Source organism: Tigheibacillus halophilus, from assembly GCF_042683165.1.
Lineage (GTDB): Bacteria > Bacillota > Bacilli > Bacillales > Amphibacillaceae > Tigheibacillus > Tigheibacillus halophilus.
On record NZ_JBHUIZ010000006.1, the window covers coordinates 163,966 to 187,088 of the forward strand.

23 protein-coding genes are annotated in these 23,123 nt (G+C 43.2%); 16 read left to right on the top strand and 7 right to left on the bottom strand.

The window, feature by feature from the left end:
- The first annotated feature begins 37 nt into the window (after positions 1 to 37).
- Together ACFSMW_RS09190 and ACFSMW_RS09195 are read left to right on the top strand one after the other, a co-directional pair.
- Entirely contained in the window at positions 38 to 1,666 is a 1,629-nt protein-coding gene (locus tag ACFSMW_RS09190) for an ABC1 kinase family protein (protein WP_390355019.1), read from the top strand.
- Positions 1,667 to 1,681: 15 nt separating this feature from the next.
- Complete coding sequence (locus tag ACFSMW_RS09195; RefSeq protein WP_390355020.1) at positions 1,682 to 1,987, top strand: phasin family protein; 306 nt, start codon at positions 1,682 to 1,684, stop codon at positions 1,985 to 1,987.
- A gap of 163 nt (positions 1,988 to 2,150) precedes the next feature.
- Here ACFSMW_RS09195 and ACFSMW_RS09200 read toward each other — a convergent pair whose 3' ends face one another.
- Positions 2,151 to 3,047 (bottom strand): c-type cytochrome, encoded by an 897-nt coding sequence (locus ACFSMW_RS09200; protein ID WP_390355022.1) that lies wholly within the window; start codon positions 3,045 to 3,047, stop codon positions 2,151 to 2,153.
- A 147-nt stretch (positions 3,048 to 3,194) separates the two neighbouring features.
- Between ACFSMW_RS09200 and coxB the strand changes: the two genes are divergently transcribed.
- The 7 genes from coxB (at position 3,195) to ACFSMW_RS09235 (ending at position 9,393) form a co-directional block, all read left to right on the top strand.
- On the top strand, positions 3,195 to 3,884 hold the full coding sequence (gene coxB / locus ACFSMW_RS09205) for a cytochrome c oxidase subunit II (protein WP_390355024.1): 690 nt from the start codon (positions 3,195 to 3,197) through the stop codon (positions 3,882 to 3,884).
- 60 nt (positions 3,885 to 3,944) lie between these two features.
- On the top strand, positions 3,945 to 5,873 hold the full coding sequence (locus tag ACFSMW_RS09210) for a cytochrome c oxidase subunit I (RefSeq protein WP_390355026.1): 1,929 nt from the start codon (positions 3,945 to 3,947) through the stop codon (positions 5,871 to 5,873).
- On the top strand, positions 5,860 to 6,432 hold the full coding sequence (locus ACFSMW_RS09215) for a cytochrome c oxidase subunit 3 (protein WP_390355027.1): 573 nt from the start codon (positions 5,860 to 5,862) through the stop codon (positions 6,430 to 6,432). Before ACFSMW_RS09210 ends, ACFSMW_RS09215 begins: the two co-directional genes overlap by 14 nt.
- A 15-nt stretch (positions 6,433 to 6,447) precedes the next feature.
- On the top strand, positions 6,448 to 8,028 hold the full coding sequence (locus ACFSMW_RS09220; protein WP_390355028.1) for an FMN-binding glutamate synthase family protein: 1,581 nt from the start codon (positions 6,448 to 6,450) through the stop codon (positions 8,026 to 8,028).
- A gap of 309 nt (positions 8,029 to 8,337) precedes the next feature.
- Positions 8,338 to 8,496, top strand: a complete 159-nt coding sequence (locus ACFSMW_RS09225) for a hypothetical protein (RefSeq protein ID WP_390355030.1) — start codon at positions 8,338 to 8,340, stop codon at positions 8,494 to 8,496.
- 219 nt (positions 8,497 to 8,715) lie between these two features.
- A complete protein-coding gene (locus ACFSMW_RS09230) occupies positions 8,716 to 9,003 on the top strand; it encodes a DUF5327 family protein (RefSeq protein ID WP_390355032.1) in 288 nt (95 codons plus the stop codon).
- A 21-nt stretch (positions 9,004 to 9,024) separates the two neighbouring features.
- Positions 9,025 to 9,393, top strand: a complete 369-nt coding sequence (locus ACFSMW_RS09235) for a DUF423 domain-containing protein (RefSeq protein ID WP_390355034.1) — start codon at positions 9,025 to 9,027, stop codon at positions 9,391 to 9,393.
- 36 nt (positions 9,394 to 9,429) lie between these two features.
- Here ACFSMW_RS09235 and ACFSMW_RS09240 read toward each other — a convergent pair whose 3' ends face one another.
- The 3 genes from ACFSMW_RS09240 to hemQ form a co-directional block, all read right to left on the bottom strand.
- Positions 9,430 to 9,684, bottom strand: a complete 255-nt coding sequence (locus ACFSMW_RS09240; RefSeq protein WP_390355036.1) for a hypothetical protein — start codon at positions 9,682 to 9,684, stop codon at positions 9,430 to 9,432.
- 204 nt (positions 9,685 to 9,888) lie between these two features.
- Positions 9,889 to 10,347 (bottom strand): spore coat protein GerQ, encoded by a 459-nt coding sequence (gene gerQ / locus ACFSMW_RS09245; protein WP_390355038.1) that lies wholly within the window; start codon positions 10,345 to 10,347, stop codon positions 9,889 to 9,891.
- Positions 10,348 to 10,705: 358 nt separating this feature from the next.
- Positions 10,706 to 11,455 carry a hydrogen peroxide-dependent heme synthase gene (hemQ, locus tag ACFSMW_RS09250; RefSeq protein ID WP_390355040.1) on the bottom strand — a complete coding sequence of 250 codons (750 nt, stop codon included), beginning with the start codon at positions 11,453 to 11,455 and terminating at the stop codon, positions 10,706 to 10,708.
- Between the two features lie 277 nt (positions 11,456 to 11,732).
- Here hemQ and pta point away from each other — a divergent pair, with 277 nt between their 5' ends.
- Positions 11,733 to 12,704: a phosphate acetyltransferase gene (pta, locus tag ACFSMW_RS09255; RefSeq protein ID WP_390355042.1), complete on the top strand. Its 972-nt coding sequence runs from the start codon at positions 11,733 to 11,735 to the stop codon at positions 12,702 to 12,704.
- Between the two features lie 193 nt (positions 12,705 to 12,897).
- Here the strand turns inward: pta and ACFSMW_RS09260 are convergent, their stop codons facing one another.
- Positions 12,898 to 13,758 carry a lipoate--protein ligase family protein gene (locus tag ACFSMW_RS09260; RefSeq protein WP_390355043.1) on the bottom strand — a complete coding sequence of 287 codons (861 nt, stop codon included), beginning with the start codon at positions 13,756 to 13,758 and terminating at the stop codon, positions 12,898 to 12,900.
- Positions 13,759 to 13,897: 139 nt separating this feature from the next.
- Here ACFSMW_RS09260 and ACFSMW_RS09265 point away from each other — a divergent pair, with 139 nt between their 5' ends.
- The 3 genes from ACFSMW_RS09265 to ACFSMW_RS09275 all read left to right on the top strand — a co-directional run bounded on the left by ACFSMW_RS09265 (position 13,898) and on the right by ACFSMW_RS09275 (position 16,357).
- Positions 13,898 to 15,214, top strand: a complete 1,317-nt coding sequence (locus ACFSMW_RS09265; RefSeq protein WP_390355044.1) for an HD domain-containing protein — start codon at positions 13,898 to 13,900, stop codon at positions 15,212 to 15,214.
- Complete coding sequence (locus tag ACFSMW_RS09270) at positions 15,204 to 15,704, top strand: YwgA family protein (RefSeq protein ID WP_390355045.1); 501 nt, start codon at positions 15,204 to 15,206, stop codon at positions 15,702 to 15,704. Before ACFSMW_RS09265 ends, ACFSMW_RS09270 begins: the two co-directional genes overlap by 11 nt.
- A gap of 131 nt (positions 15,705 to 15,835) precedes the next feature.
- Positions 15,836 to 16,357: a YwhD family protein gene (locus ACFSMW_RS09275; protein WP_390355047.1), complete on the top strand. Its 522-nt coding sequence runs from the start codon at positions 15,836 to 15,838 to the stop codon at positions 16,355 to 16,357.
- Positions 16,358 to 16,669: 312 nt separating this feature from the next.
- On the opposite strand, the gene guaC is transcribed toward ACFSMW_RS09275, so the two are convergent.
- Positions 16,670 to 17,653 (bottom strand): GMP reductase, encoded by a 984-nt coding sequence (guaC, locus tag ACFSMW_RS09280; RefSeq protein ID WP_390355438.1) that lies wholly within the window; start codon positions 17,651 to 17,653, stop codon positions 16,670 to 16,672.
- A 171-nt stretch (positions 17,654 to 17,824) separates the two neighbouring features.
- Positions 17,825 to 19,861 carry a transglycosylase domain-containing protein gene (locus ACFSMW_RS09285; protein ID WP_390355048.1) on the bottom strand — a complete coding sequence of 679 codons (2,037 nt, stop codon included), beginning with the start codon at positions 19,859 to 19,861 and terminating at the stop codon, positions 17,825 to 17,827.
- A 328-nt stretch (positions 19,862 to 20,189) separates the two neighbouring features.
- Here ACFSMW_RS09285 and ACFSMW_RS09290 point away from each other — a divergent pair, with 328 nt between their 5' ends.
- The 3 genes from ACFSMW_RS09290 to ACFSMW_RS09300 all read left to right on the top strand — a co-directional run bounded on the left by ACFSMW_RS09290 (position 20,190) and on the right by ACFSMW_RS09300 (position 23,075).
- The gene (locus ACFSMW_RS09290; protein ID WP_390355049.1) at positions 20,190 to 20,615 is read left to right on the top strand and encodes a YwiB family protein; all 426 of its coding nucleotides are present in this window, start codon (positions 20,190 to 20,192) and stop codon (positions 20,613 to 20,615) included.
- Complete coding sequence (argS, locus tag ACFSMW_RS09295) at positions 20,615 to 22,291, top strand: arginine--tRNA ligase (RefSeq protein WP_390355050.1); 1,677 nt, start codon at positions 20,615 to 20,617, stop codon at positions 22,289 to 22,291. The genes ACFSMW_RS09290 and argS overlap by 1 nt, the downstream gene beginning before the upstream one ends.
- Positions 22,292 to 22,547: 256 nt before the next feature.
- Entirely contained in the window at positions 22,548 to 23,075 is a 528-nt protein-coding gene (locus ACFSMW_RS09300) for a P-loop NTPase family protein (protein ID WP_390355052.1), read from the top strand.
- Positions 23,076 to 23,123 lie beyond the last annotated feature (48 nt).

Consider the following 23,123-nt stretch of genomic DNA (forward strand, 5'->3'; position numbering starts at 1 on the left):
CACTTTTTTAGGGTAGATTAAGGAAGAGGTGTTAAACGTGCCGAGTAAATTGTCTTATAGCCTGTTATACAGAGGGACCATCATTGTTTGGATGGTCGTCAAATTCATGATTCAAATCTATGGTTTTTATTTTACGCACCGGTTTTGGGACGAACAAATCCAGAAAAAATGGGAATATTTACTGGCCAGACAGGCAAGAGAATATCGTAAAAAGGCGATCAAGCTTGGCGGCGTTCTGATTAAAATCGGACAGTTTTTGAGCACCCGGGCCGACTTTATGCCAGCTGTGTTCTTGCGGGAATTGACAGGACTGGAAGATCGGGTTCCGGCAGATCCATACGCGCATGCAGAGAAATTGCTGCGGGAAGAATGGGGATCGCCTCCTGAAGAAGTCATGAAGCAATTTGATAAGCAGCCGGTCGCATCTGCATCGATTGGAGAGGTGTTCTTCGGTGTGCTGCCTGATGGACGAAAGGTTGCCATCAAGGTGCAGCGCTATCGCATCCAGGACATCTTCCATAAAGATTTCAAAGCCTTGAAACTGGTATTCCGCATTTTGCAAACATGTACTTCTATTGGCAGAATAGTTGACTTGCGTGCGCTGTACAGGGAATTTGTGGAGGTAACGAACAGGGAATTGGATTTCCAAAAGGAACTCGGTTTTGCAAATAGCTTCCGACTGCGTTATCGTGACGATCAAGATATTCATATTCCGGTATATATGGAGGATTTATGCACGAAGCGTGTGCTTGTGATGGAATGGATTGACGGAAAAAAGGTGACCAATCGAAAGTTCATGGAAGAACATGATATTCATCCGGAAAGAATGGCAGATAAATTGTTTGCGATATTTTTGGATCAATACCTTCATGAAGGTTACTTTCATGCCGATCCCCATGCGGGAAATATCATGGTTCAAAAAGACGGCCGTATTGTATTGCTTGATTTTGGCATGGTCGGCGTCATCCACAAGCAGGACATCAGATTTTTTAAATACCTGATTCAGGGTCTGATTATCGATGATTATGATGTCATGATAGAAACACTGGAGGAAATGGGCTTCATTTTGCCAGGGGCGAACAAAGATAAATTGAAGCATATGATTCGGCAAACGGTCGAAATCTATAAAAATGGCTCCTTCCAAATGAATAATGATGTCATTCAATTAATCATGAATGATATCAAAGAATTCGTACATGAACAACCTATTCAGCTTTCAGCGAAATATGCGTTTCTTGGAAGATCAGCTTCCATCATTCTCGGTATCCTGCTGGCGTTGCAGCCGGATTTGAATATCGGCAAATTAGCAAGGCCAAAAGTGAAAAGATGGATTGGAAAAAAAGGGATTATCGATTTTGTATCAGAGCGTATCAACAAAACGACAATACAGCCGCTGATCCATTTTCCGAAAGCAATGATTGCGTTTCTGGAAAATGGGGAAAAAGATAGGCAATGGGAAAAAGAAAAGCAGCAGAAACAGCAAATGCATCATTTTTACTTAACATTGGAGCTTTGTTGTTTTATCCTTATCTTAACAGGAACTATCCTGTGGTACTTAAAACCTTTCCCGATCAGCAAGATGGCGGCATATGGCTGGGAAGGTATATGGGTGGTTTTGTTTCTTTTGCTTTTGGTAAGGCATTTTCGCATGATTAGAAAAAAATAACAGGAGGAATGGAATATGGCTGATTTTATTCGTAATGGATTCTTGTTAGGCTTAGGTGCGGCGCTTGCCGGAAAGGAAAAACTGCAGCAAAAGCTGAATGAACTTGTAGAAAAAAATGAACTGTCAAAAGACCAAGCCCGACAGTTGATGGACAGCTTTATTGAGAAGGGGCAAAATCAGACAGATGTCTGGGATGAAGAACGCAGAGAACAAATGAAAAAGCTTGGTGAAGAGTTGAGCTTGGCGACAAAGGATGATATCGCCGCCTTGAAGGAGCGCATCAGTGTACTGGAAAGAAAGCTCAAAGATCCGCAGGAATAACCACGGCCCGGGTCCTTGGCATACTAGGAACTGAGTTGGTATTCCGACAACTTTCAAGGGAAATGATAACTGCTTACAGCAGAATTACAATAAATGGAGTCCGATTTAAACTATATCGGGCTCCATTTTTTCGACCATTGAGATGAAGAAAGCTGCATCACAATCATTGCTTTGCTTTCTTCACACTGTCCAGCGATTCCCAATCAAATGTTTTGTCGCGGATTTTTTTCCGGCGTTCTTTAGTGATATAATCTCTTCCGGGATTCAGATGGTAGGTTCCTACCTCTGATTTGTCAGCAACTGGCCTTTCGTGAGACAGCATAAACGCTGCTAAGTCTGCAGCCTCCTGATCTGTTAAGGTGTTTTCCAAACCGCGCGGCATATTATTTTGAATATAGCCCGCTGCTTTGGAAAACCTGGCCATGCCGGCAGCATCGTTGAAGGAATTTTCTCCCCATAATGCCGGTCCTGTTTCATTGCCTGTTCCCGACCCATCTGTGGCATGGCAGGAAATGCAATTTTTTCTGTCGAACAGCTCGGCCCCGCGTGTAATATCCGGCTCTGGTGTCTTTTCCATATTATTGTCCATACGCCACGTGACATCTTTTTTTGAATTCACATCTTTTGAAATGAAATCCAAGAATGAGACGACAGCATCCAGTTCTTTGCTGTCTTCCTTGAATTTTTGACCATTCATACTCCGTACCATGCACCCATTCACACGTTCAGCGAGCGTTGTATATTTCCCGTGATGCATTTTTGGATATGTAACATTCACACCGACCATAGGAGAATTCGCATCAAGTCCATCATCACCATGACAACTGATGCATGAAAGCTTGTTTCCGACATTTTCAGGGACTGCTGTGTCAGTATGATTGAATATTTCCCTTCCATACAGGATTTTCGCGTCTTCCTTTTTATTTGGGTTCAAGTTATCCAAACTGTCCTGGATGGATGATCTTTCATATGAACCGTTATCATTTCCATTACCGCAGGCAGCAACAGTAATTGTTAAGATGATGAATAATGTCCATATCAAGCTTTCTTTTTTTAACAAAACGATCCCTCCGTCTTGAATTTCCGATTGATAGACTATTACCCCGTTTGGAGGTTTTTGTAACATAGACAATGGACCATGTTTAATCCAAGTTGAAAAGGGAAAGGAAAGGCAGAGTGAATTATTTTTTGGAAAGGTGAGCGGCATATGAAGAAATGGTTGGTAATCGGTTTGCTGCCCTTGCTTGCAGGTTGCAGCGGCATCACTGTATTGGATGCAAAAAGCACAACCGGTGAGGAGCAGGCTTATCTGATATGGTTCAGCCTTGGATTGATGATGATAGTGCTTGCGGTCGTGTTCATTCTATTTGCACGCTTTGTCATCAAATACCGCTATAAAAAAGAAAAAGACGATTTCCTGCCCGAAGATGTGAAAGGTAATCTAAAGTTGGAATTGACTTGGACGATCCTGCCGATCATCCTGCTGATTGTTCTTGCCGTTCCCACTATTCAAATTACGTATGACCAATCTCCTCAGACATCTGCAGATGCGGATGCAGGAATGGATATCGGCGTAGCTGCCGAGCAGTTCAAATGGACATTCTCACAGCCGAATGGCAAAACGGAAGAAAACAAACTGGTCCTTCCGGAAGGGGAGACAGTGACATTGCATTTAAGTTCCAAAGACGTCATTCACTCCTTTTGGGTACCCGCACTGGCAGGGAAAATCGATACTATACCAGGAAAGCAGGTCACCTATGAAATTAAAAATCCTAAAAAGGGGACATATAAAGGGAAATGTGCCGAGTATTGCGGTATTCAGCATGCCAATATGGTATTTGAAGTCCGGGTAGTTTCCCAAAAAGCATATCGCACCTATTTGGAAGAAATGAAATAAGCGTCAGGCGGATTTGCATAAAAATAGATAGATTTTGCAAAGAGGAGTGAACAAGAAAGCATGAATATACCATTGTTTGGAAAAACGTATTATCTTCCAACAGACGTTATCTCAGCTTGGGTATTTACCATCATCATCGGAATCATCTTGGCTGTGTTTGTGCTGAAAAAGAAAAAGCTTCCTGTCATCTGGGATTATATGCGTACAACCAACCACCGAAAAATAGGAATCATGTACATACTGTTCGGTTTCATTTTCTTTTTGAGAGCTGGTATGGACGCGCTGTTCATTCGTACACAGCTCGCCGTTCCGAATAATGATTTCTGGGTATTTCAATTCCAGAAATATAATGAAGTGTTCACAACGCATGGAACAATGATGATTTTCTTTGCAGCCACACCGATGCTGCTTGGACTGATGAATATCGCTGTACCGTTGCAAATCGGTGCACGTGACTTGGCATATCCTTTTTTGAATGCAGTTGGATTTTGGTTGTTTTTTATGGGAGGAATGCTTTTCAATCTGGCGTTCTTTTTCAACAGTGCGCCGGCAATTGGCTGGACAGGGTATGCTCCGCTGTCGGGTCCCACCTTCACACCTGGCGTCAACACGGATTATTATGTTTTCGGTGTGCAGATATCAGGTCTTGGAACGATACTCACGGCATTGAATCTGATGGTTACGATCATAAGACATAGAGCACCAGGCATGAAACTGACAAGAATGCCGCTGTTTGCCTGGGCAACACTCATCACAGCATTTTTGATACTGATCGCTTTCACTGTACTTGCTATCGCATTGTACTTATTGATGTTTGATAGATTGTTCGGTACGAATTTTTTTACTTCGGAAGGTGGCAATCCGGTTTACTGGCAGCATTTATTTTGGATTTTCGGCCATCCCGAGGTGTATATACTGGCATTGCCGGCATTCGGTATTTTTTCTGATGTCATATCTACTTTTTCGAAAAAAAGATTGTTTGGCTATCCCGCCATGGTACTGTCGCTGGCAGCGATCGGTTTCCTGTCCTTCATGGTTTGGGCCCATCACATGTTTACCGTCGGTCTTGGACCGATGGCTAATACGGTTTTCGCCATAACAACAATGGCGATCGCAGTGCCGACCGGAATCAAAATATTCAACTGGCTGTTCACGATGCGCGGCGGTGTTATCCGTTTTACTACAGCAATGTTGTTTGCGCTTGGTTTCATTCCGTCCTTCGTCATGGGTGGGGTGACTGGTGTGATGTTATCCGTATCAGCAGCAGATTTTCAGTTCCACGATTCTTATTTTGTTGTGGCACATTTCCACTATGTGATTTTAGCCTCCACGATTTTGGGAATCTTTAGCGCGCTATATTATTGGTATCCGAAAATGTTCGGCTATGCGTTGGATGAAAAACTTGGAAAATGGCATTTCTGGTTGTTTTTAATCGGTTTCCATCTCACATTTTTTCCGCTGCATATTTCAGGATTGCAGGGGATGCCTCGTCGCGTGTTTACATATGATGCGGACGAAGGGCTTAACATACTCAACTTCACCGCGACTGTTGGTGCCTTCATAATGGGAATCAGCATTCTGTTCTTGTTTTGGAATATATTTAAGACGCATCGGAAAGCGGAAAAAGTCGGCAATGACCCCTGGGACGGCAGGACGCTGGAATGGACACAATCTTCCCCGGCTCCGGAACATACTTTTGAGCCGATGCCGGTAGTTGAGGATATTGATCCGTTCTGGGTGGCGAAAATGGCACACAGAAAAGTGCGGACGACGGATAATCACCGAATTTCCCCGCTATCCAGGAGCAGTATCTTGCCACTGGTCTTGACAGCCTGTTTGTTTATACTAGGCTTCAGCATGATATATCAATTCTTCTGGATATCGGCAGCAGCTGGAATCGGTGTACTGATATGTATGGTCATTCGTTCGTTCACGGATGAACGTGAAGGTTTTTATGAAAAGGAGGAACTGACCGATGACAAAGAATGAGGCAGCATTATTCAAGGACAAACAGGTTGGGTTTTTTATCTATCTGGGCGTGGAAGCTGTCATGTTCTTGACGCTATTCGCGACATATATCATTTTCACGCCGGCGCCGATCGACCCGAAGCCAAATGATATCTTCGAAGTGAAGAGCCTTGTGCTTTCTTCAGTGTTTCTACTGGCTTCAAGCGGAACGCTGATGTTTTCCGAAAAAGGCTTCCAAGATAAAAATGATAAAAGATTACTGGCCTGGCTTGGGGTCACATTGTTATTCGGTCTCGTTTTTCTGGGGTTTGAGCTGCATGATTTCTATAGTTATGTGGAACAAGGATATACCACAAGTAAAAATGTGTTTCTTGCTTCTTTCTATGTTCTTGTTGGATTGCACGCTGCGCACGTCACATTTGGTTCGGGATGGATGCTTATGCTGTTCGGACACCATTTTCGCGGCATTCCGAGGGGGTTATTCCAGGAAAAATTGAAAATATTTTCGTATTACTGGCATTTTGTAGATATTGTATGGGTATTTATTATTGTTATTGTTTATTTGCCATACCTATTTTAATGAGGGGGAAGGGTTATGCTAGTCAAGGGATTGTTAATCGCTTTGATTGCAATCGTTGCAATTGTAGTGATTATACCGTTATTGATTTTGCTGCGCATCTTTTTTGAAGACGGAAAACAGGAACAGCATTCCATTTTGAGGAACTATCCAATTTTAGGGCGGGTGCGTTATTTTGCTGAGAAAGCAGGACCTGAACTGCGGCAATATCTTTTCAATAATAATAATGAAGGGAAGCCCTTCAATCGCCTGCAAATGGAATATGTGTACAAAGCAGCGAAATATAAGGCACGTATGATCGGATTCGGTTCTGAGCGTGATTTTGAAAATGACGGTTTCTATATTGTCAATGATATGTTTCCGAAACAGCGGGAAGAAATGCGGATTGAACAGAAACCGAAAATCAAGACGAAATTGTACCAAATTGACAATGAAAAGCTGTTTAGCCGTAAAGAGCATATGGAAGATGCCGAAATCGACCCATATTACCTGGCCGATGAAGACGCGGTCATACTCGGTAAGGACACGGTGACACAACCTTTCAAAGTGAAGGGACTGATCGGGCAATCAGCCATGAGTTATGGCGCACTCGGTGACCGGGCAATCACGGCATTGTCGCTGGGGCTCGGGATGGCCGGCGGGACCTGGATGAATACAGGGGAAGGCAGTGTCTCGCCTTATCATCTGAAGGGAAATGTTGATTTAATTATGCAAATCAGTTCTGGACTATATGGAGTCAGAACCAAAGCAGGCGAATTTTCCTGGGAGCTGTTCAAACAAAAGAGCGCCATGGAAAATATCAAAGCATTCGAACTGAAACTGGCTCAGGGTGCGAAGCAGCGCGGAGGCCACGTCGAAGCGGAAAAGGTAACAGAAGAAATCGCAGAAATCCGCAATCTGGTACCCCATCAAACGATCAACAGCCCGAACCGTTTCAAGGAATTCACCGATGCGAAAGGACTGCTAGAGTTCGTAGATAAAATGAGGAGTGTAGGCGGCAAACCGGTGGGAACAAAAATTGTTATTGGCAGTGAAGAACAAGCTGAAAAATATGTTCAAGCAATGAAAGAAACAGATATCGTGCCGGACTTCATTACGATAGACGGTGGTGAAGGAGGTTCAGGTGCAACCTATTATGAACTTGCGGTATCTGTCGGATTGCCGGCTTTTTCGGCATTGCCAATGCTCGATGATCTGCTGCGTAAATATGATCTGCGGGACAGGACACATATCATCGCTTCAGGCAAACTGCTGACACCAGATAAGATTGCGATGGCTCTTTCCCTGGGAGCCGATCTGGTCAATGTCGCACGTGGGTTCATGATGAGTGTAGGATGCATCATGGCAGAAGTGTGCCATACGAATCGCTGTCCGACCGGTGTCACGACAACAGATCCGCGGTATCAAAAGGCGCTGTATGTCGATGAAAAAAAATACCGAGTCTGTAATTATATTGTTTCCTTAAGAGAAGGATTATTTGAAATGGCAGAGGTAACCGGAATTGACAGTCCGACGAAATTCACCAGGCAGCACATTATTTATAAAAGCCGTTTCCGTGAAGTTGCCCAAGGAAAGTCCTCAAGCGAGCTGATTCATTGATGGGATGGTCACTTTCATCATAGCTCTTGGGATGTGATCACCGAGACCTCCCTGTTCCTGCAAAAGATGGCTGGTCCAAGGCTGACTTGTCTTGAGAGCCGGCCACATACCTATTGGAAAAGTCTATGAGTTTTCGATAATGTCCATACGATCGTATGTATTTTTTGTCTGATAATTTAGGAAACCCCTACTTTAATTCTTGAGCAAAAGAAACATGACAGACTATTTCATAAAATGGGAAAATAATACTTGATTGATCATAAAAATCATTGTAAAATGAAAAGGAAATCAGGGAGAGGACAATGACGTATGAAAGACTTTTTGCAATTGCTTATTGAAACAGAGCAGGAACTCGGAAGGCAGCTTTCAAAAGAAGAAACAGCATTTTTGCAATGGGTTTTCAATCGCCAATCTATGTTAGTGCATCATCCCGATGAAAAAACAGAAGTACTGCAGTTGAATTGCTGAATGTATCATGAAAAAGCATAAAAAATGAATGCTATAAATTTGAAATACGGTTTACGGAAAGTGCTTTGGTCTGCGGGGCTTATCAGCTCGCCAAAAGGCACTTTTTTTTGTTCTCAATCTATTCAAGGGGTGGCTTTCCGGCATAGCTTCTGTTTGGGCGTGCAGAAACAAAATGCTATACTATAATCAGCAGATTTGCAGGAAAGGTGGAAAATGTCTGTGGAAAATGAAACTGTTTTTGCCAAAATGGCTGACGAGTTGGAAAAAGCGAAAAACAATCAGCATGATCATGATCAGTTGGTCAAGCATATCAGCAATATACAGTTGCTTTGTGAACTATTTTTGGGACCAACGCCCGAGGGAGCCACTAAGCAAGCAGAGAGCTTGCAAAAACCTGCGAGCGAAAGTGAACGTTATACGGAAGCTGAGTTTAAAACCATGCTCGGCAGTGTAAAACCTGCAGCAAAACCAGCGGAAAAGGACGGCATGTCCATTTTTGATTTTTAACGATAAAAAGAGGTGTCATTCATGAAGGTATTCTTATTTTTAGGTGCCCTGAACGGATTTTTGGCGGTTGCACTTGGCGCATTCGGGGCGCATGGACTGGAAGGGAAGCTCTCCCAGCATGAATTAGGTATTTGGGAAAAAGCTGTCCAATATCAAATGTTCCATGCGAGTGCATTACTTGTCACCGCGCTCGTGGCAGCCAAAGTACAGGCAGCCAGCATCACTTGGGCCGGGTGGATTTTTTTCATCGGGATTATTTTGTTTTCCGGAAGCCTCTACATCTATGCGACGACAAAAATCACGGCATTTGCGATTATTACGCCGCTCGGCGGTGTCGCCTTCCTGATCGCTTGGGTTTTGCTGGGATATAGCGCATTGAAATTTATTTGATTGCAAGATGTTATAAAGGGAAGAGCCTAAGTAGTTTTACAGCAAGATGAACAGCAGATAAATCATGCAAAAAATCAGCAGTCCGGCACGGGCGTATTGTTTGATAGCCATCATATGAGGCGGTGTAAAAGAAATGGTCATCGCACTCAGGATCAGGCTCAATGCCAGGGATAAAATTGCCAGTAAAACAAGAAATGCGAAGCCTTTGATCAAGGCGATCAGCACGAGCACTGCCGGCAATCCGATTGCTGCCATTTCGGCCAACACCATTTTTTTATATGGATGATTCAATGGACCCACCCCTATTGAAGGAAAAGATAGCATCTGAATCGGCTTTCTCCCGATTTTCCATGCTATCTTTTTATTTTTTAGCAGGAAGGAAAGTATAAGCCCTTTCCTTTCTGCTCAGTGTCACTCACTTTCATAAAAGGTCAAGTGAAGCATAATGCAGATTAAACATTGTGGAATGTTGTTGTTTTCTGTGTTTTTTGTTCCTTACCTTGGTGGATAATTCGAGAATTGGCTTGTCGGTCCTGCTGCTCCTTGGAATGGATACGAGTAGTTGATTTTTTCATCAAACTCCACGTAATCCAAATATACCATCAGCAATAAGTATCTTTTATTTGTCTGGGTGTCCTTGATAATAATGTGGTCCCGTCCTGCTGCCTCTATATTTCCTCTAAATATTTTTGGCGTGTCATCGAAGCGCATATGGACAATGGCGTATTTATCTTTATTCAAACGTAAAATGTTTTCGATGTATGATTGCTGGATAGGCATCATGCCAGGGACATCAGGCCCTTGCTGTGTTGGTGTCACTCCAGATTGTGTGTTTTGCGGCGGCTGCTGTGCAAACTGCCTGTAGCCATACCCAGGATAAAATGCTGGAGAACTTTGTGGATAGTAAAAATAAGGATACGTTGAATAGCTGTAGTTTTCTTGACTTTCACTCATGCGAAAACCTCCTGAAGTTGATTTTTTACTGAACAATGATCGAAATTAAAATGAACTATACAAAGACGAAGGAACACATACACTTTGAAGTCTGCAAACACCTCTTTTCTGACTGTAAATACAAACATCTTTGTTTACCTGCCATGCGGAGTGCATGTATATTGCCAAGCTGAAATGTCAACGTTGCTTGAATTGAACGAAAAGTCCTGTTTCATCAAATGAAGTACCAATTTAAATGTATGTGGAAGTGTTGGCAAGTATGACAAGGGGAGCGAAGGAATAAAAACAAATATCAGGAAGTGAAGGACGCAAAAAAGACTGCTCACAACAGAGCAGTCCTCATTGTCAAAGCAATATATTAAACATGCAGGAATTTGGCAATGTCTTCTTTTTTCAACAGGTTGCCAATGAAAAATTCACCGAATTCCCCATAACGGGAGCTAACTTCATCAAAACGCATTTCATAGACGATTTTCTTGAATTCCAGCGGATCATGGGCAAAAAGCGTAACTCCCCATTCCCAATCGTCCAAACCAATGGACCCTGTAATGAATTGTTTCACTTTGCCAGCATATTTCCGACCGGTTTTGCTGTGTTCATACAACAATTCAGCGCGAACATCTTTTTCGAGTACATACCAGTTATCATTGCCTTCGCGTCTGCGATCCATCGGGTAGAAACAGATATGCTCCCATTTTGGCAGGATCGGTTTGAGCCTTGCCTGCGTGCCTTTTAATGTTTCCGGATCGACACCATCTTTCCTTTCGCGGTATTTCGCGAGTTCTACGATGGATACGTAGGAATGTGCAGGAATCAAGTACTCAGCGAATTTGGATTTATTAAATTCTGTTTCCAATTCATTCAACTCATTCATTGTCGGACGCAGGAACATGAATATAAGGTCTGCCTTCTGACCGACAACTGTATACATCGCATGGCTGCCGTTTTTCTCTTCTTCAACAGCGTCCCATTTTTCGACCAGTTTCGTGAAACTGCTGATGGCAGCTTCTCTTTCGCTTTCTGAAGCCAGCTTCCAAGCATTCCAATCAATAGTGCGCAAATCATGTAAGGAGCACCAGCCATCCATTGTTTCCACAGCTTCTACCATTATATCTCTCTCCTTTATCAAATCTGGTTAGTTATAGCTTATCCAAAATATCTCATCCACTTTCCACTATAACATAAAAATAGGGGTCCGCTTGTGAGAAGTTTGTTACAGGTTTAGCTGAAAAGATCTTGCTTGCTGCTTAAAATCGCTTGCATCAAATTACTTTCCCGCCCGATCACCCCTTACCAATCTCTGCATACAGCGTACCGCTTTTGTTAACAATGAAAAAGTAATATGATATATATAAGTACGGACAACCTGTAAGGAGGTATTTGTGATGAGTGATTTATTTGAACAATTGAAAGACCAGATAAAAGACGACAAGAAATCTATCGTATTTCCAGAAGGCTTGGACGATCGTATTTTGCAGGCAGCCAGTCAGCTTGGAGCTGCAGGGGTTTTACAGCCGATCTTGATTGGAAACCGGGAAGCTGTGCAAGGAAAAGCAGCTGAACTGGAGGTGGATATTTCCAATTGTGAAGTGATCGATCCTCGTGATTATGCAGCGTTCCATGCGATGGTGGATGCTTTTGTGGAGCGGAGAAAAGGCAAGGCGACCAAAGCAGACGCTGAAAAAATATTATTGGATGAAAATTATTTCGGAACGATGCTGGTTTATATGAACGAAGCGGATGGCCTTGTCAGTGGTGCAGCACATTCTACTGCTGATACAGTTCGTCCGGCCTTGCAAATCATCAAGACGAAAGCGGGTATTCGTAAAACATCCGGTGTTTTCATCATGGCGCGCAAAGAAGAAAAATATGTGTTTGCTGATTGCGCCATCAATATTGCTCCGGATAGCCAGGATTTGGCAGAAATCGCGGTAGAGAGTGCCCGTACAGGAAAGCTTTTCGGTGTAGAGCCGCGCGTAGCCATGCTCAGTTTTTCAACGAAAGGCTCGGCAAAATCCGAAGAAACGGAAAAAGTGAGTGCTGCAATCGGGTTAGCCAAAGAAAAGGACCCTGGTTTACTGATTGATGGGGAATTCCAGTTCGATGCTGCATTCGTTCCGGAGGTAGCAGTTAAAAAAGCCCCGGATGCTGATATTAAAGGTGATGCCACGGTATTTGTTTTTCCAAGTTTGGAAGCGGGGAATATCGGCTATAAAATCGCGCAAAGGCTTGGTGGTTTTGAAGCCGTTGGTCCGATATTGCAAGGATTGAACAAGCCTGTAAATGACCTCTCCAGAGGCTGCAGTGTAGAGGATGTCTACCATTTGGCTTTGATTACCGCTGCACAAGCGGAATGAATTTGAGGCATTTCGCTATGTCATCAGTTACATTTCACAAAGATAAAACGCAGTACCAATTTCCTGTCCAGTCACAGTATCAATCATGTCTTGACATGGAAGTTCATCCACAAAAAGCATAGTCAAAGAGAAAGGCCAGCCGGTGTACGGGCTGGCCTTTTTTGACGGGGCTGGGGAAGTTTACCTTCATCGGTCATTCTCCCGAAAGCAGTGCCATAATTTTTTCATTGCGTTTTTTCATCTGCCCCATTCTCGTTTGAAATACATGCATTTCTTTTTCTGAAAATGGCGGGGTGATGATTTCGCTGCTTAAGGATTGCAATGTGGTTAATACCCGTTTTTTCATATCCTCGACAGATAAGTCTATATCCAGCAATTCAGACAAAGATGCCATTTTTTCCGGCAGGACGTCCGGATAGGCAAACTTTGTTACCTCGCCGTGGACACTTACATGGTAAAAGTCCCGAACTGCAGCAGCACGGGCCTGGCTGTTGCCTGAAACATCCAAATAAATTTGGATGGCCGCGGCATGCTTGATACGTCGCTGTGAGATGCCTGCAAATTTTTTCCCGCCAATACTTAAATCATAATCCCCCGGGCAATATGACCCAACGATTTCATAGGCTTCAATATCATTCGTTACATCTGAAAGCATCGACTTGATAAGGCTGACCATCGCTTCATAGCAGTCATGAATGGAAATATGCCTGACATCAGGCAGCACAAGCGAAATATTGAGCACGCCATCATCCAGAACAACCGCCAGACCGCCAGAATTGCGCACGACTACATGGTACCCCAGATACTGCAGCTGCCGGACCCCTTTTTCCAAGTTAGGAACGCGCAAATCTGGAATACCAAGTACGACAGTATCTGGATGGACCCACAGCCTGACAGAAGGGGGGGACTGTCCGTCACTGGCAGAAGTGGCCAAAGCATCATCCACTGCAAAGGAAGTCATAGCAGTATATGGTTCAGATGCAAATTCTTTTTTAGCTGTGTGGTCTATATATCGAAAAGTTTGCTGATGTATGATTTCTTTCCAGTTTTTCATATTAAACTCCTTTAGGAAGCATGTTTGACTCAGTATAAGGGAAAATGCAAGAAGGAATCTTAGTGTTCCCCTTTTTTACCCAGGCACTCTATTATATAATAATATATAACTGTCGAAAAGAAACGAGTTGAAACGAAACATGGCATATAAAGATGAGCAATTGAGGGAAGAGAAAGTGTTCAAGGACCCGGTGCACCGGTATGTCCATGTGCGTGACAGAGTGATTTGGGATCTGATTGGCACACCGGAGTTTCAGAGATTACGGCGTATCAAACAGCTGGGCACATCGAATTTGACCTTTCATGGTGCGGAACATAGCCGCTTTAATCATTCACTTGGGGTCTATGAGGTGGTCCGCAGGATTATCTATAATTTCAATGACCGGCCTAATTGGGATAATGAAGAACGGCTTCTGTGCTTGTGTGCGGCGCTTTTGCATGATTTAGGGCATGGTCCTTTCTCTCATTCTTTCGAGAAAGTGTTCAAACTGGACCATGAACAGTTTACTCAAAAAATCATTTTGGGAGATACAGGGGTCAATAAGATACTGGAAAAAGTAGGGCAGGGGTTTGCACAAGATGTGGCTGATGTGATCGGCAAGACGTATGCCAACAAGCTTGTCGTCAGTCTGATTTCCAGCCAAATCGATGCAGACAGAATGGATTATCTGCAGCGTGATGCATACTTTACCGGAGTCAGCTATGGACACTTTGATATGGAGCGGATATTGCGTGTCATGCGTCCGATGGAAGAACAGGTGGTCATTAAATCGACCGGGATGCACGCGGTGGAAGATTATATTATGAGCCGCTACCAAATGTACTGGCAGGTGTATTTCCATCCGGTGACGAGAAGTGCAGAAGTGATTCTAACGAAAATATTGCACAGAGTCAAGCATCTATTTGAAAATAACTATGCTTTCAAACTGCGGCCGGCCCATTTTATTACGCTGTTCACTGACCAGGTGACACTGAAGGATTATTTGCGTTTGGACGAGGCAATTGTACATTATTATTTCCAGCTTTGGCAGGAGGAAGAAGACGAGATTTTGAGCGATCTTTGTGAACGATTCATGAATCGGAGGCTCTTCAAGTATATCGAGTTCAATCCTAACCACATGATCAATGAATGGATGGAATTGCATCAGTTGTTTCAGAAAGTGGGCATCAACCCTGACTATTATCTTGTCGCGGACTCTTCTTCTGACCTGCCGTATGATTTTTACAGGCCTGGTGAAGAAGGTGAACGGGTTCCCATTTATCTGCTGATGGAAAACAATGAATTAAAAGAGCTTTCCAGACAATCGGATATCGTAGAAGCGATCTCAGGAAAAAAACGGACGGACCACAAATTGTATTTCCCGATGGACATGCTGATGGAGCAATGGGAAAACAACGATGTAAAGCGAATCATGACTATTTTAAACGGGCAAGGAGTTGTAAATGATGCTGAATAATCATGCAAGGATTCTAGGTTTTTTTTCGCAGGTCGGTGAGGTGACCGGAAGAAAAAAATTGCAAAAAATGATCTATATTCTGCAGTCGAGCGGGGTGCCTTTCGAAGAAAAATATCAATTTCACTTTTATGGTCCTTATTCGGAGGAACTATCGTTGCGGATGGAAGAATTGTGCAACCTTGGTTTTGTTGCCGAGATGAAAGAAGAAAAAAGCAGCTACATACAATATCACTACTGCCTGACTGACCAAGGGCAGGATTTCCTGCAGCAATTTTCCCTGGACATGCCTGATTATCAGAAGAAAGCGGCAGTCTTGATGGATAAAAGCTCCCGTTTTCTTGAATTGGTTGCAACCATGCTCTTTTTCCGTGATCTGAACCACAACGAAGTAGAAGAGAAAGTCAAAAAAGTGAAGCCAAAGCAACGCTATACCACGGAGGAATTTACCCAGGCCTGGGAAATGATTGATAAGCTAAGGCAGCTGCATTAAGCCTACCATTGGAAAACATGCAGCATTGTCCGATGCTGAACCATTTGGAGGCAGGTGGACCGCAAACATGAAAAGACGTGTAAGGATGTGCTACAATGATGGCATTAGATAACTGCAAAGGAGGCTATCATATGAGCGCAGACGATTCTTCAAAAAAGAAGCCCAAAAATTCATTTACAATTATCAAAGACGATTCGAATGATGGACATGGCGGTTACGGGGCTGGCTCCATCAGTTTGGAAAATATGTCATCGGTCATCGTGGATCCAAATGAGGACAGAGCGTACGTAGATATGGCTGCCATGCATGCGCGCAGTGAAATTGAGCGGCGGGTTAAGTATTTCCCTGAAAAAGATGCTGTTCCTGACGGTAAATTATACTGGATTGTGTGGGTCAATGTAGAACGTGGTGAAAACGGCCCTTACTATGCAGGTGTTGCAGGCAGTGAACTGCGGGTGGATAAACCGAATAAAAGGGCATATAAGTCGATGGCAGAACATGTGACGTATATGGAAAAATCACTGAAGGGCAAAATCATCGTAGAACATATGGACGATCACTCCAAGAAGCTGCTAGGTGATTTTTTAGCTGAATTTAATGCTGATATGTGGAATAATTCCACCGATGAATTGAAAAAAGCATTAAAAGTGTAGGGATGTGACTCCATCCAAGAGGTCTCAGAATTTTAATCAGAGAATCTGAGCCTGAATTTGACGGAATTGTGACTGAATCATGAACAATGATTGTAAAATCTTGTGATTTTCAAACAAAGTTTGTAAAATATATATACATGGGCTCTCAAAGCACATTACTAGGACAAAAAGAAGCCGACTCTCACATTACTGTGTGTAGAATCGGCTTCTTTTCATATACAAAATGCAGGCCCTGGTCGCATGTATCCGAAAGACTGTAAAGGACTGTCCATCAGCTTTTAAAAAGCATAGGACAGCCTGACATTTAAGAAATCAGTATGTTTTATCCCCATTGAATATGGAGTTTTTGACGATGACATAATCTACTGTTCGTATCGCTTCCAGAGTGTCTCCTCCCGCGTAAGAAATAGAGGACTGGAGATCCTGTTGCATTTCATTCAGTGTATCCGTAATCGCCCCTTTGTGCGGCACAAGCATTTTTTTCCCTTCGACGTTTTTCTTTTCGCCTTTTTGGAATTCAGAGGCTGAACCGAAGTACTCTTTGAATCGTTCTCCGTCTTTTTCGATGGTTTGCCCAGGTGACTCCTCATGTCCAGCAAATAAAGAGCCAATCATGACCATCGTTGCTCCAAAACGGATAGATTTCGCGATATCACCATGGGTGCGGATACCACCATCGGCGATGAGTGGTTTTGTCGCTGCTTTGGCACACCATTTCAATGCAGCCAACTGCCATCCGCCGGTACCGAAGCCCGTTTTGATTTTTGTGATACAGACCTTACCTGGGCCGATACCGACTTTCGTAGCATCAGCGCCGGCTCTTTCCAGCTCTCTGACTGCCTCGGGCGTGCCGACATTCCCAGCGATAACGAAGCTGTCCGGCAAATGCTCCTTGATGAATGAAATCATTCGAATGACAGCATTGGAGTGCCCATGTGCGATGTCGATCGTTATGAATTCAGGGGTTAGTCCTTCAGCCTTAAGCTCTTCTACGAAACGATATTCTTCATCCTTGACTCCGACACTGATGGAAGCGAATAATCCGCGCTCCTGCATATCCTTGGTAAAAGCGATTCGTTTTTCCGGCTCAAACCGATGCATCACATAAAAATATCCATTTTCGGCTAAAAAAACAGCCATGTTTTCGTCGATGATTGTCTGCATGTTTGCCGGTACTACCGGCAATTTGAAACTTCGACTGCCTAATGTCACGGTTGTGTCACACTCAGAACGGCTATTGACAATGCATTTTGCCGGTACTAGTTGTATATCTTCATAATCAAATACGTTTTCCATCATGAACACCTCTTATATCCGAATGATAAATGTCATTTTTCAATTATTGTTCGTACATTAGATAATGTATAATAAAACTGAGAAATTGTCAAAGCGAAATGACAGATAAAATAGGGCAATACATAAACAAGGACAGAAACTTAGGATAGTTTCTGTCCTTTTAATAACCTGTTATCCGAACAATAGATCAAACCAACGCTCAAATATTCCTTTTTCGTTTTCTTCTGGTTTTTGCTCCCGTTCATGATGAATATTGCAATAATCTTCCGGTTCTGTACCCTTTTCAAAATACATGACACGGCTGGACGGACAATATGGTGTTGCACGTTCACCGGTTTCAGGATCTATAGGAATAGCGACCACACCTTTTGGAACAGGGAAATCATGTACTGGTTTTTTCTGATGTGCGGATTCCATGAAATCCGCCCAGATTTCCTTGGCAAAAGTGTGCTCTTTGACTTTATTCATGGCTCTGTTGTCATCATAGCCTGTCCAGACACCTGTTACCAGGTCGGGACTATAGCCGATCATCCAACTGTCTGAATCTGTCGTGCCGGATTTTGCAGCGTATGGCCTGCTCAGTTTGTTGGCAATGGAAGAACCGGTTACGGACATATATCCATTCAAAGATGTATCGAATATGCCCGTAAGCATTTCTGTCAGAATGAAAGCCTTCTTCGGATCGAGAATGTTTTTCTCATGCTTGAATCCCGCTTCATAAACGGTCTGTCCATGGGCATCGACAATTTTGTCAATCGTATGTGCCGTTATTTTATGGCCGCCATTCGCTAACATGCCGTATCCCGTCACCATTTCCTTCAGTGATACAGCTGCGGTTCCAAGTGCCAAAGAGGGCACAGCGGGCAATTTGCTCGTAAAACCGAATTTTTTTGCTACCTCTGGCAATTTGTCGACACCGAGATACAGATTTGTTTTAACCGCATAAATGTTGTCGGATAATGCCAGCGCTTGTGCAAGTGTGATCGGTTTGTCAGCGTAATAGCCATTATAGTTACCCGGCTCGTAAGTGTTGCCATTTGCAAGCTGAAAAGTTGTCGGTTTGCTGCTGAGCATTGTCGTCGGGTTATAGCCATTGTTCAACGCGGCATAATACAAAAAAGGCTTAAAACTGGATCCTGCCATGCGTTTTGCATCAATCGCCCGATTGAATTGGCTTTGCTGATGGCTTTTTCCGCCAGTCAGTGCATGGATGGCGCCATTTTCAGGATTCATGGAAATGACAGCCAGTTCGATTTCACTGTCATGTGGAACGGTTCGTTTGACGGTTGTTTCCAATTTCTTTTGTGCATCTTCATCCAACGTTGTGTATATTTTAAAACCGCCATTTTGTACAGCCTGTCTGTCCAGCTTTAACAGGCTGGATGCTTCACGTAATACGGTATCGGTAAAATAATGGACATTGGACACATCCTCTTCCTGTTTCTTGCCGGCATATTTTAATGGTGTATCGATAGCAGCCGTATACGATTTGGGGTCGATCATCTTTGCTTTAAGCATTTCATGTAAAATCAGCTGCTGGCGTTTTCTGGCACGCGGCTCATCGTTGAACGGCGAGTAATAGGTCGGTCCTTTCGGTATACCGGCAATCATTGCAGCCTCTGCCAAAGTCAGCTCCGATACGGATTTTTGGAAATATACTTCGCTCGCTGCGTCGGCACCATATGCACCATAGCCGTAATAGACGGTGTTAAGATATCCCTCGAGAATATCTTTTTTGGAATAAAACATTTCCAGCCTGATTGTGTAAAAAGCTTCTTTCAGCTTGCGCTGCCATGTTTTTTCAGTGGATAGGTACATGCTGCGGGCATATTGCTGGGTTAGCGTACTGGCTCCTTCTTTCAAAGACTTTGTCCTGATATCTTTATAAATGGCCCCGAAAATCCGTTTGAAATCGAATCCTTTGTGTTCGAAAAAACGACGGTCTTCAATCGCAATAGTTGCATCGATGATATATGGAGACATGTCCTTCAAAGCAACCCACTTTTTTTCTTTTTTTGTTTCACTGGTGATTTCTTTTCCGTCCTGATTGTAATAGACTGTCTGATGGTCCATCGATAAATCAGGTGCTCCCATCAGATAACCAGCCGTATAAATGACTGCCAGCCCAAGTAAAATGGCAAATACCGGATATACGATCATTCTGGCGAGTATTTTTTGATAAGAGCTGAAGTGGCGCTGTTTTTTCATGTTTGTATGCTCCAATGTACGATTTTACTGCTTTACAAATATTATGGGAAAAAATGGCGGAAATTAAACTTCTATGTCGGAAAGCAGTATCAGATGTGGAAGATAAGAAGCGAAATAATGGATAGGATGTTTTGCAACAGGAATCATAGTCTGAAATTACCCCACTACATATGCAAGATCCCCTGTAAATGATATTTTTCCAACAAAACTTCCAGCAACTATTGATAAACCACCTTCTTTATCGCTATAATTAACGAATATGGTAAGAAATGCAGAAACAATGTCAAAACACCTTCATATGAGATAAAAAGTTGGCGAGGGCGGTTCGATGGGAAAAAATGTTATCGTATCATTGCAGACAATTATCGATGATAATGGACAAATGGAACATCATGCCACGACACAGCAGGGCGCTTTCACTAGAAAAGGACAGCTGGATGTCCTGATATTTGATGAACAAATCGACAAGGAACTGCCTCCTGTGAGAAATTTGATGACAATCCAAAAAAATAAAGTGAATGTGAAGCGAACTGGTTCTGTGAATATGAACCAGCAATTCGTTTTAGGAAAAAATACTGAAAATGTATACACGCACCCTCACGGAAGTTTGCATATGCAGACCTACACGAGAAAAATCGATTATAATCTGCAATCTGCCGGAAACGGGGAATTGACGATAGAGTATTCGGTGAAATTGAACGGCCAGGAAGAACGAGGCCATCAACTGAAGCTGCAATTTAAGGAGGAAAATTGATGAACGCATTGGAACAGACACAGGCAACACTGAAAGAAGCTATTAAAAATGCAGTGTTGAATGCCGGTTTAGCAGAACCTGAGCAATTGCCTGAAATTATTTTAGAGAAACCGAAGGACAAAGCGCATGGCGATTTTGCTGCCAATATTGCGATGCAGCTGGCTCGTATTGCTAAAAAGGCACCGAAGCTCATTGCAGAGGACATTGTAGCAAACCTCGATGAGGAAAAGGCCTCCGTTGAAAAGGTGGATATAGCTGGTCCCGGTTTCATCAACTTTTTCATGAAACAGGACTTTTTGACAGATATGGTCAGTGAAATCTTGTCTTCCGGCGAAAATTACGGAAAAACCAAAGCTGGCGCAGGCAAAAAAATTCAGGTGGAGTTCGTATCAGTCAACCCAACAGGTGATTTGCATTTGGGGCATGCCCGCGGTGCAGCTTTTGGCGATGTTGTTTGCAATCTCCTTGAAAGCTCTGGTTATGAGGTCGAACGTGAATATTATATGAACGATGCGGGAAACCAAATCAATAATCTCGCAAAGTCAATCAATGCCCGCTATCTGCAGGCTTTGGGACTGGATGGAGAAATGCCAGACGATGGTTATCGTGGTACCGATATCATTGAAATCGGCCAGGAGCTGGCAAAAAAAGATGGAGATAGGTGGGCGAATACAGGGCTTGAAGAGCGGCTTGCATTTTTTAAAGAATATGGGTTGAAGTACGAATTCAAGAAAATCGCCGATGACCTGGAGGCATTCCATGTCGTATTCGACAGCTGGTTCTCGGAAAAAAGCTTGTATCAGGATGACAAAATTGCAAGTGTCCTGGATAAGCTCAAAGCGGGAGATTATATCTACGAACAAGACGGTGCGCTTTGGTTCCGCTCAACGGATTTTGGTGACGACAAAGATCGCGTGCTGATTAAGAGTGACGGCAGCTACACGTACCTGACACCGGATATCGCTTACCACCAAAATAAATTAGACCGTGGTTTTGATACGCTTATCAATGTTTGGGGTTCAGACCATCATGGCTACATTCCGCGCATGAAGGCGGCCATTCAGGCACTTGGTTATCCTTCTGATAAATTGGAAGTGGAAATCATTCAGATGGTCAACTTGTTTGAAAACGGTGAAAAAGTGCGCATGAGCAAGAGAACCGGAAATGCTGTCACATTGCGTGAGTTGATGAACGATGTCGGGGTGGATGCGACACGGTACTTCTTTAACATGCGTTCCAATGATGCGCAGCTTGATTTCGATATTGATCTGGCTCGTTCGGAGTCTAATGATAATCCGGTTTACTACGTTCAATACGCTCATGCCAGAATTTGTACGATGCTGAAGCAGGCTGAAGCAAAAAACATCTCCACAGATATTGAACAAACGTTTGATCCAAGTTTGCTCACGTCCGAAAAAGAGTTGGATTTATTGAAAAAATTAGCTGCCTTTCCGCAGATGATCACAGATGCTGCAGAAAAGCGGGCGCCGCATAAGGTGACACAGTATGTATTTGACCTTGCTGCACTACTGCACAGCTTCTATAATGCGGAAAAAGTGCTTGCTCCAGAGAATATGGCATTGACACAGGCACGTATCGCGTTGATGAAGGCTGTACGAACTACTATTGCTAATGCGTTGAAAATACTTGGTGTCAGCGCGCCGGAAAAAATGTAAAACGGATAGCATATCCCGAATGCTCCTTATGCAGCGTGAAAAAATGAAACGATGATACTCAAAAATGCAGAAGCACTCATCCTTGAGAGTTTCTGCATTTTTTGACGATAAATCGCTTCCCGGGGAATGATAGCGGACCTCCCTTTTGTTAAAATAATTTGTCTGTCCTGGAATAGTATGATAAAAATATATGGAGAAACTATTTGGAAAATTCATGATGAAGTAAAGGCTATTGACAAGTAAAGGAGATGGATAAATGGAGAAAATCTTGGTTATGGGAGTCTCAGCAGGTGCAGGTAAATCCACGTTTGCGAAGAAATTGGGAAGCAAACTACATATTGAAGTGACTCATCTGGATGCTCTCTTTTGGAAACCAGGATGGATACAAACCGGGATGGAAGAATTTGCATCATCACAAAGAGAAATTGTTCATGGACGTGATAGATGGATTGTAGAAGGAAATTACACAGGCACTTATGAAATCAGAGCTGAACATGCAGATACGATCATATACTTGGAATTACCGTTGTATATATGTTTATATCGGGTTTTTAAACGCTGGTTGAAAAACAGAGGAAAAACGCGCCCTGACCTCGGAGTGGGCTGCCCTGAAAAATTGGATTGGGAATTCATCAGTTTCATCTGCACGACATATTACCCGCGCAAGCGTAAAATGCGGAAGTGGCTGCAATCTTTCCAAGCAGATGGGGAAGGAAGAGCGGTGTATTTTCTTAAAGGGAAGAAACGAATCAATTCGTTCATAGAGAATGTGCATGAACAATGAAAAATATGTGAGGACGTCTGTAAAAGAGATGGAAGGACAGAGAATTTG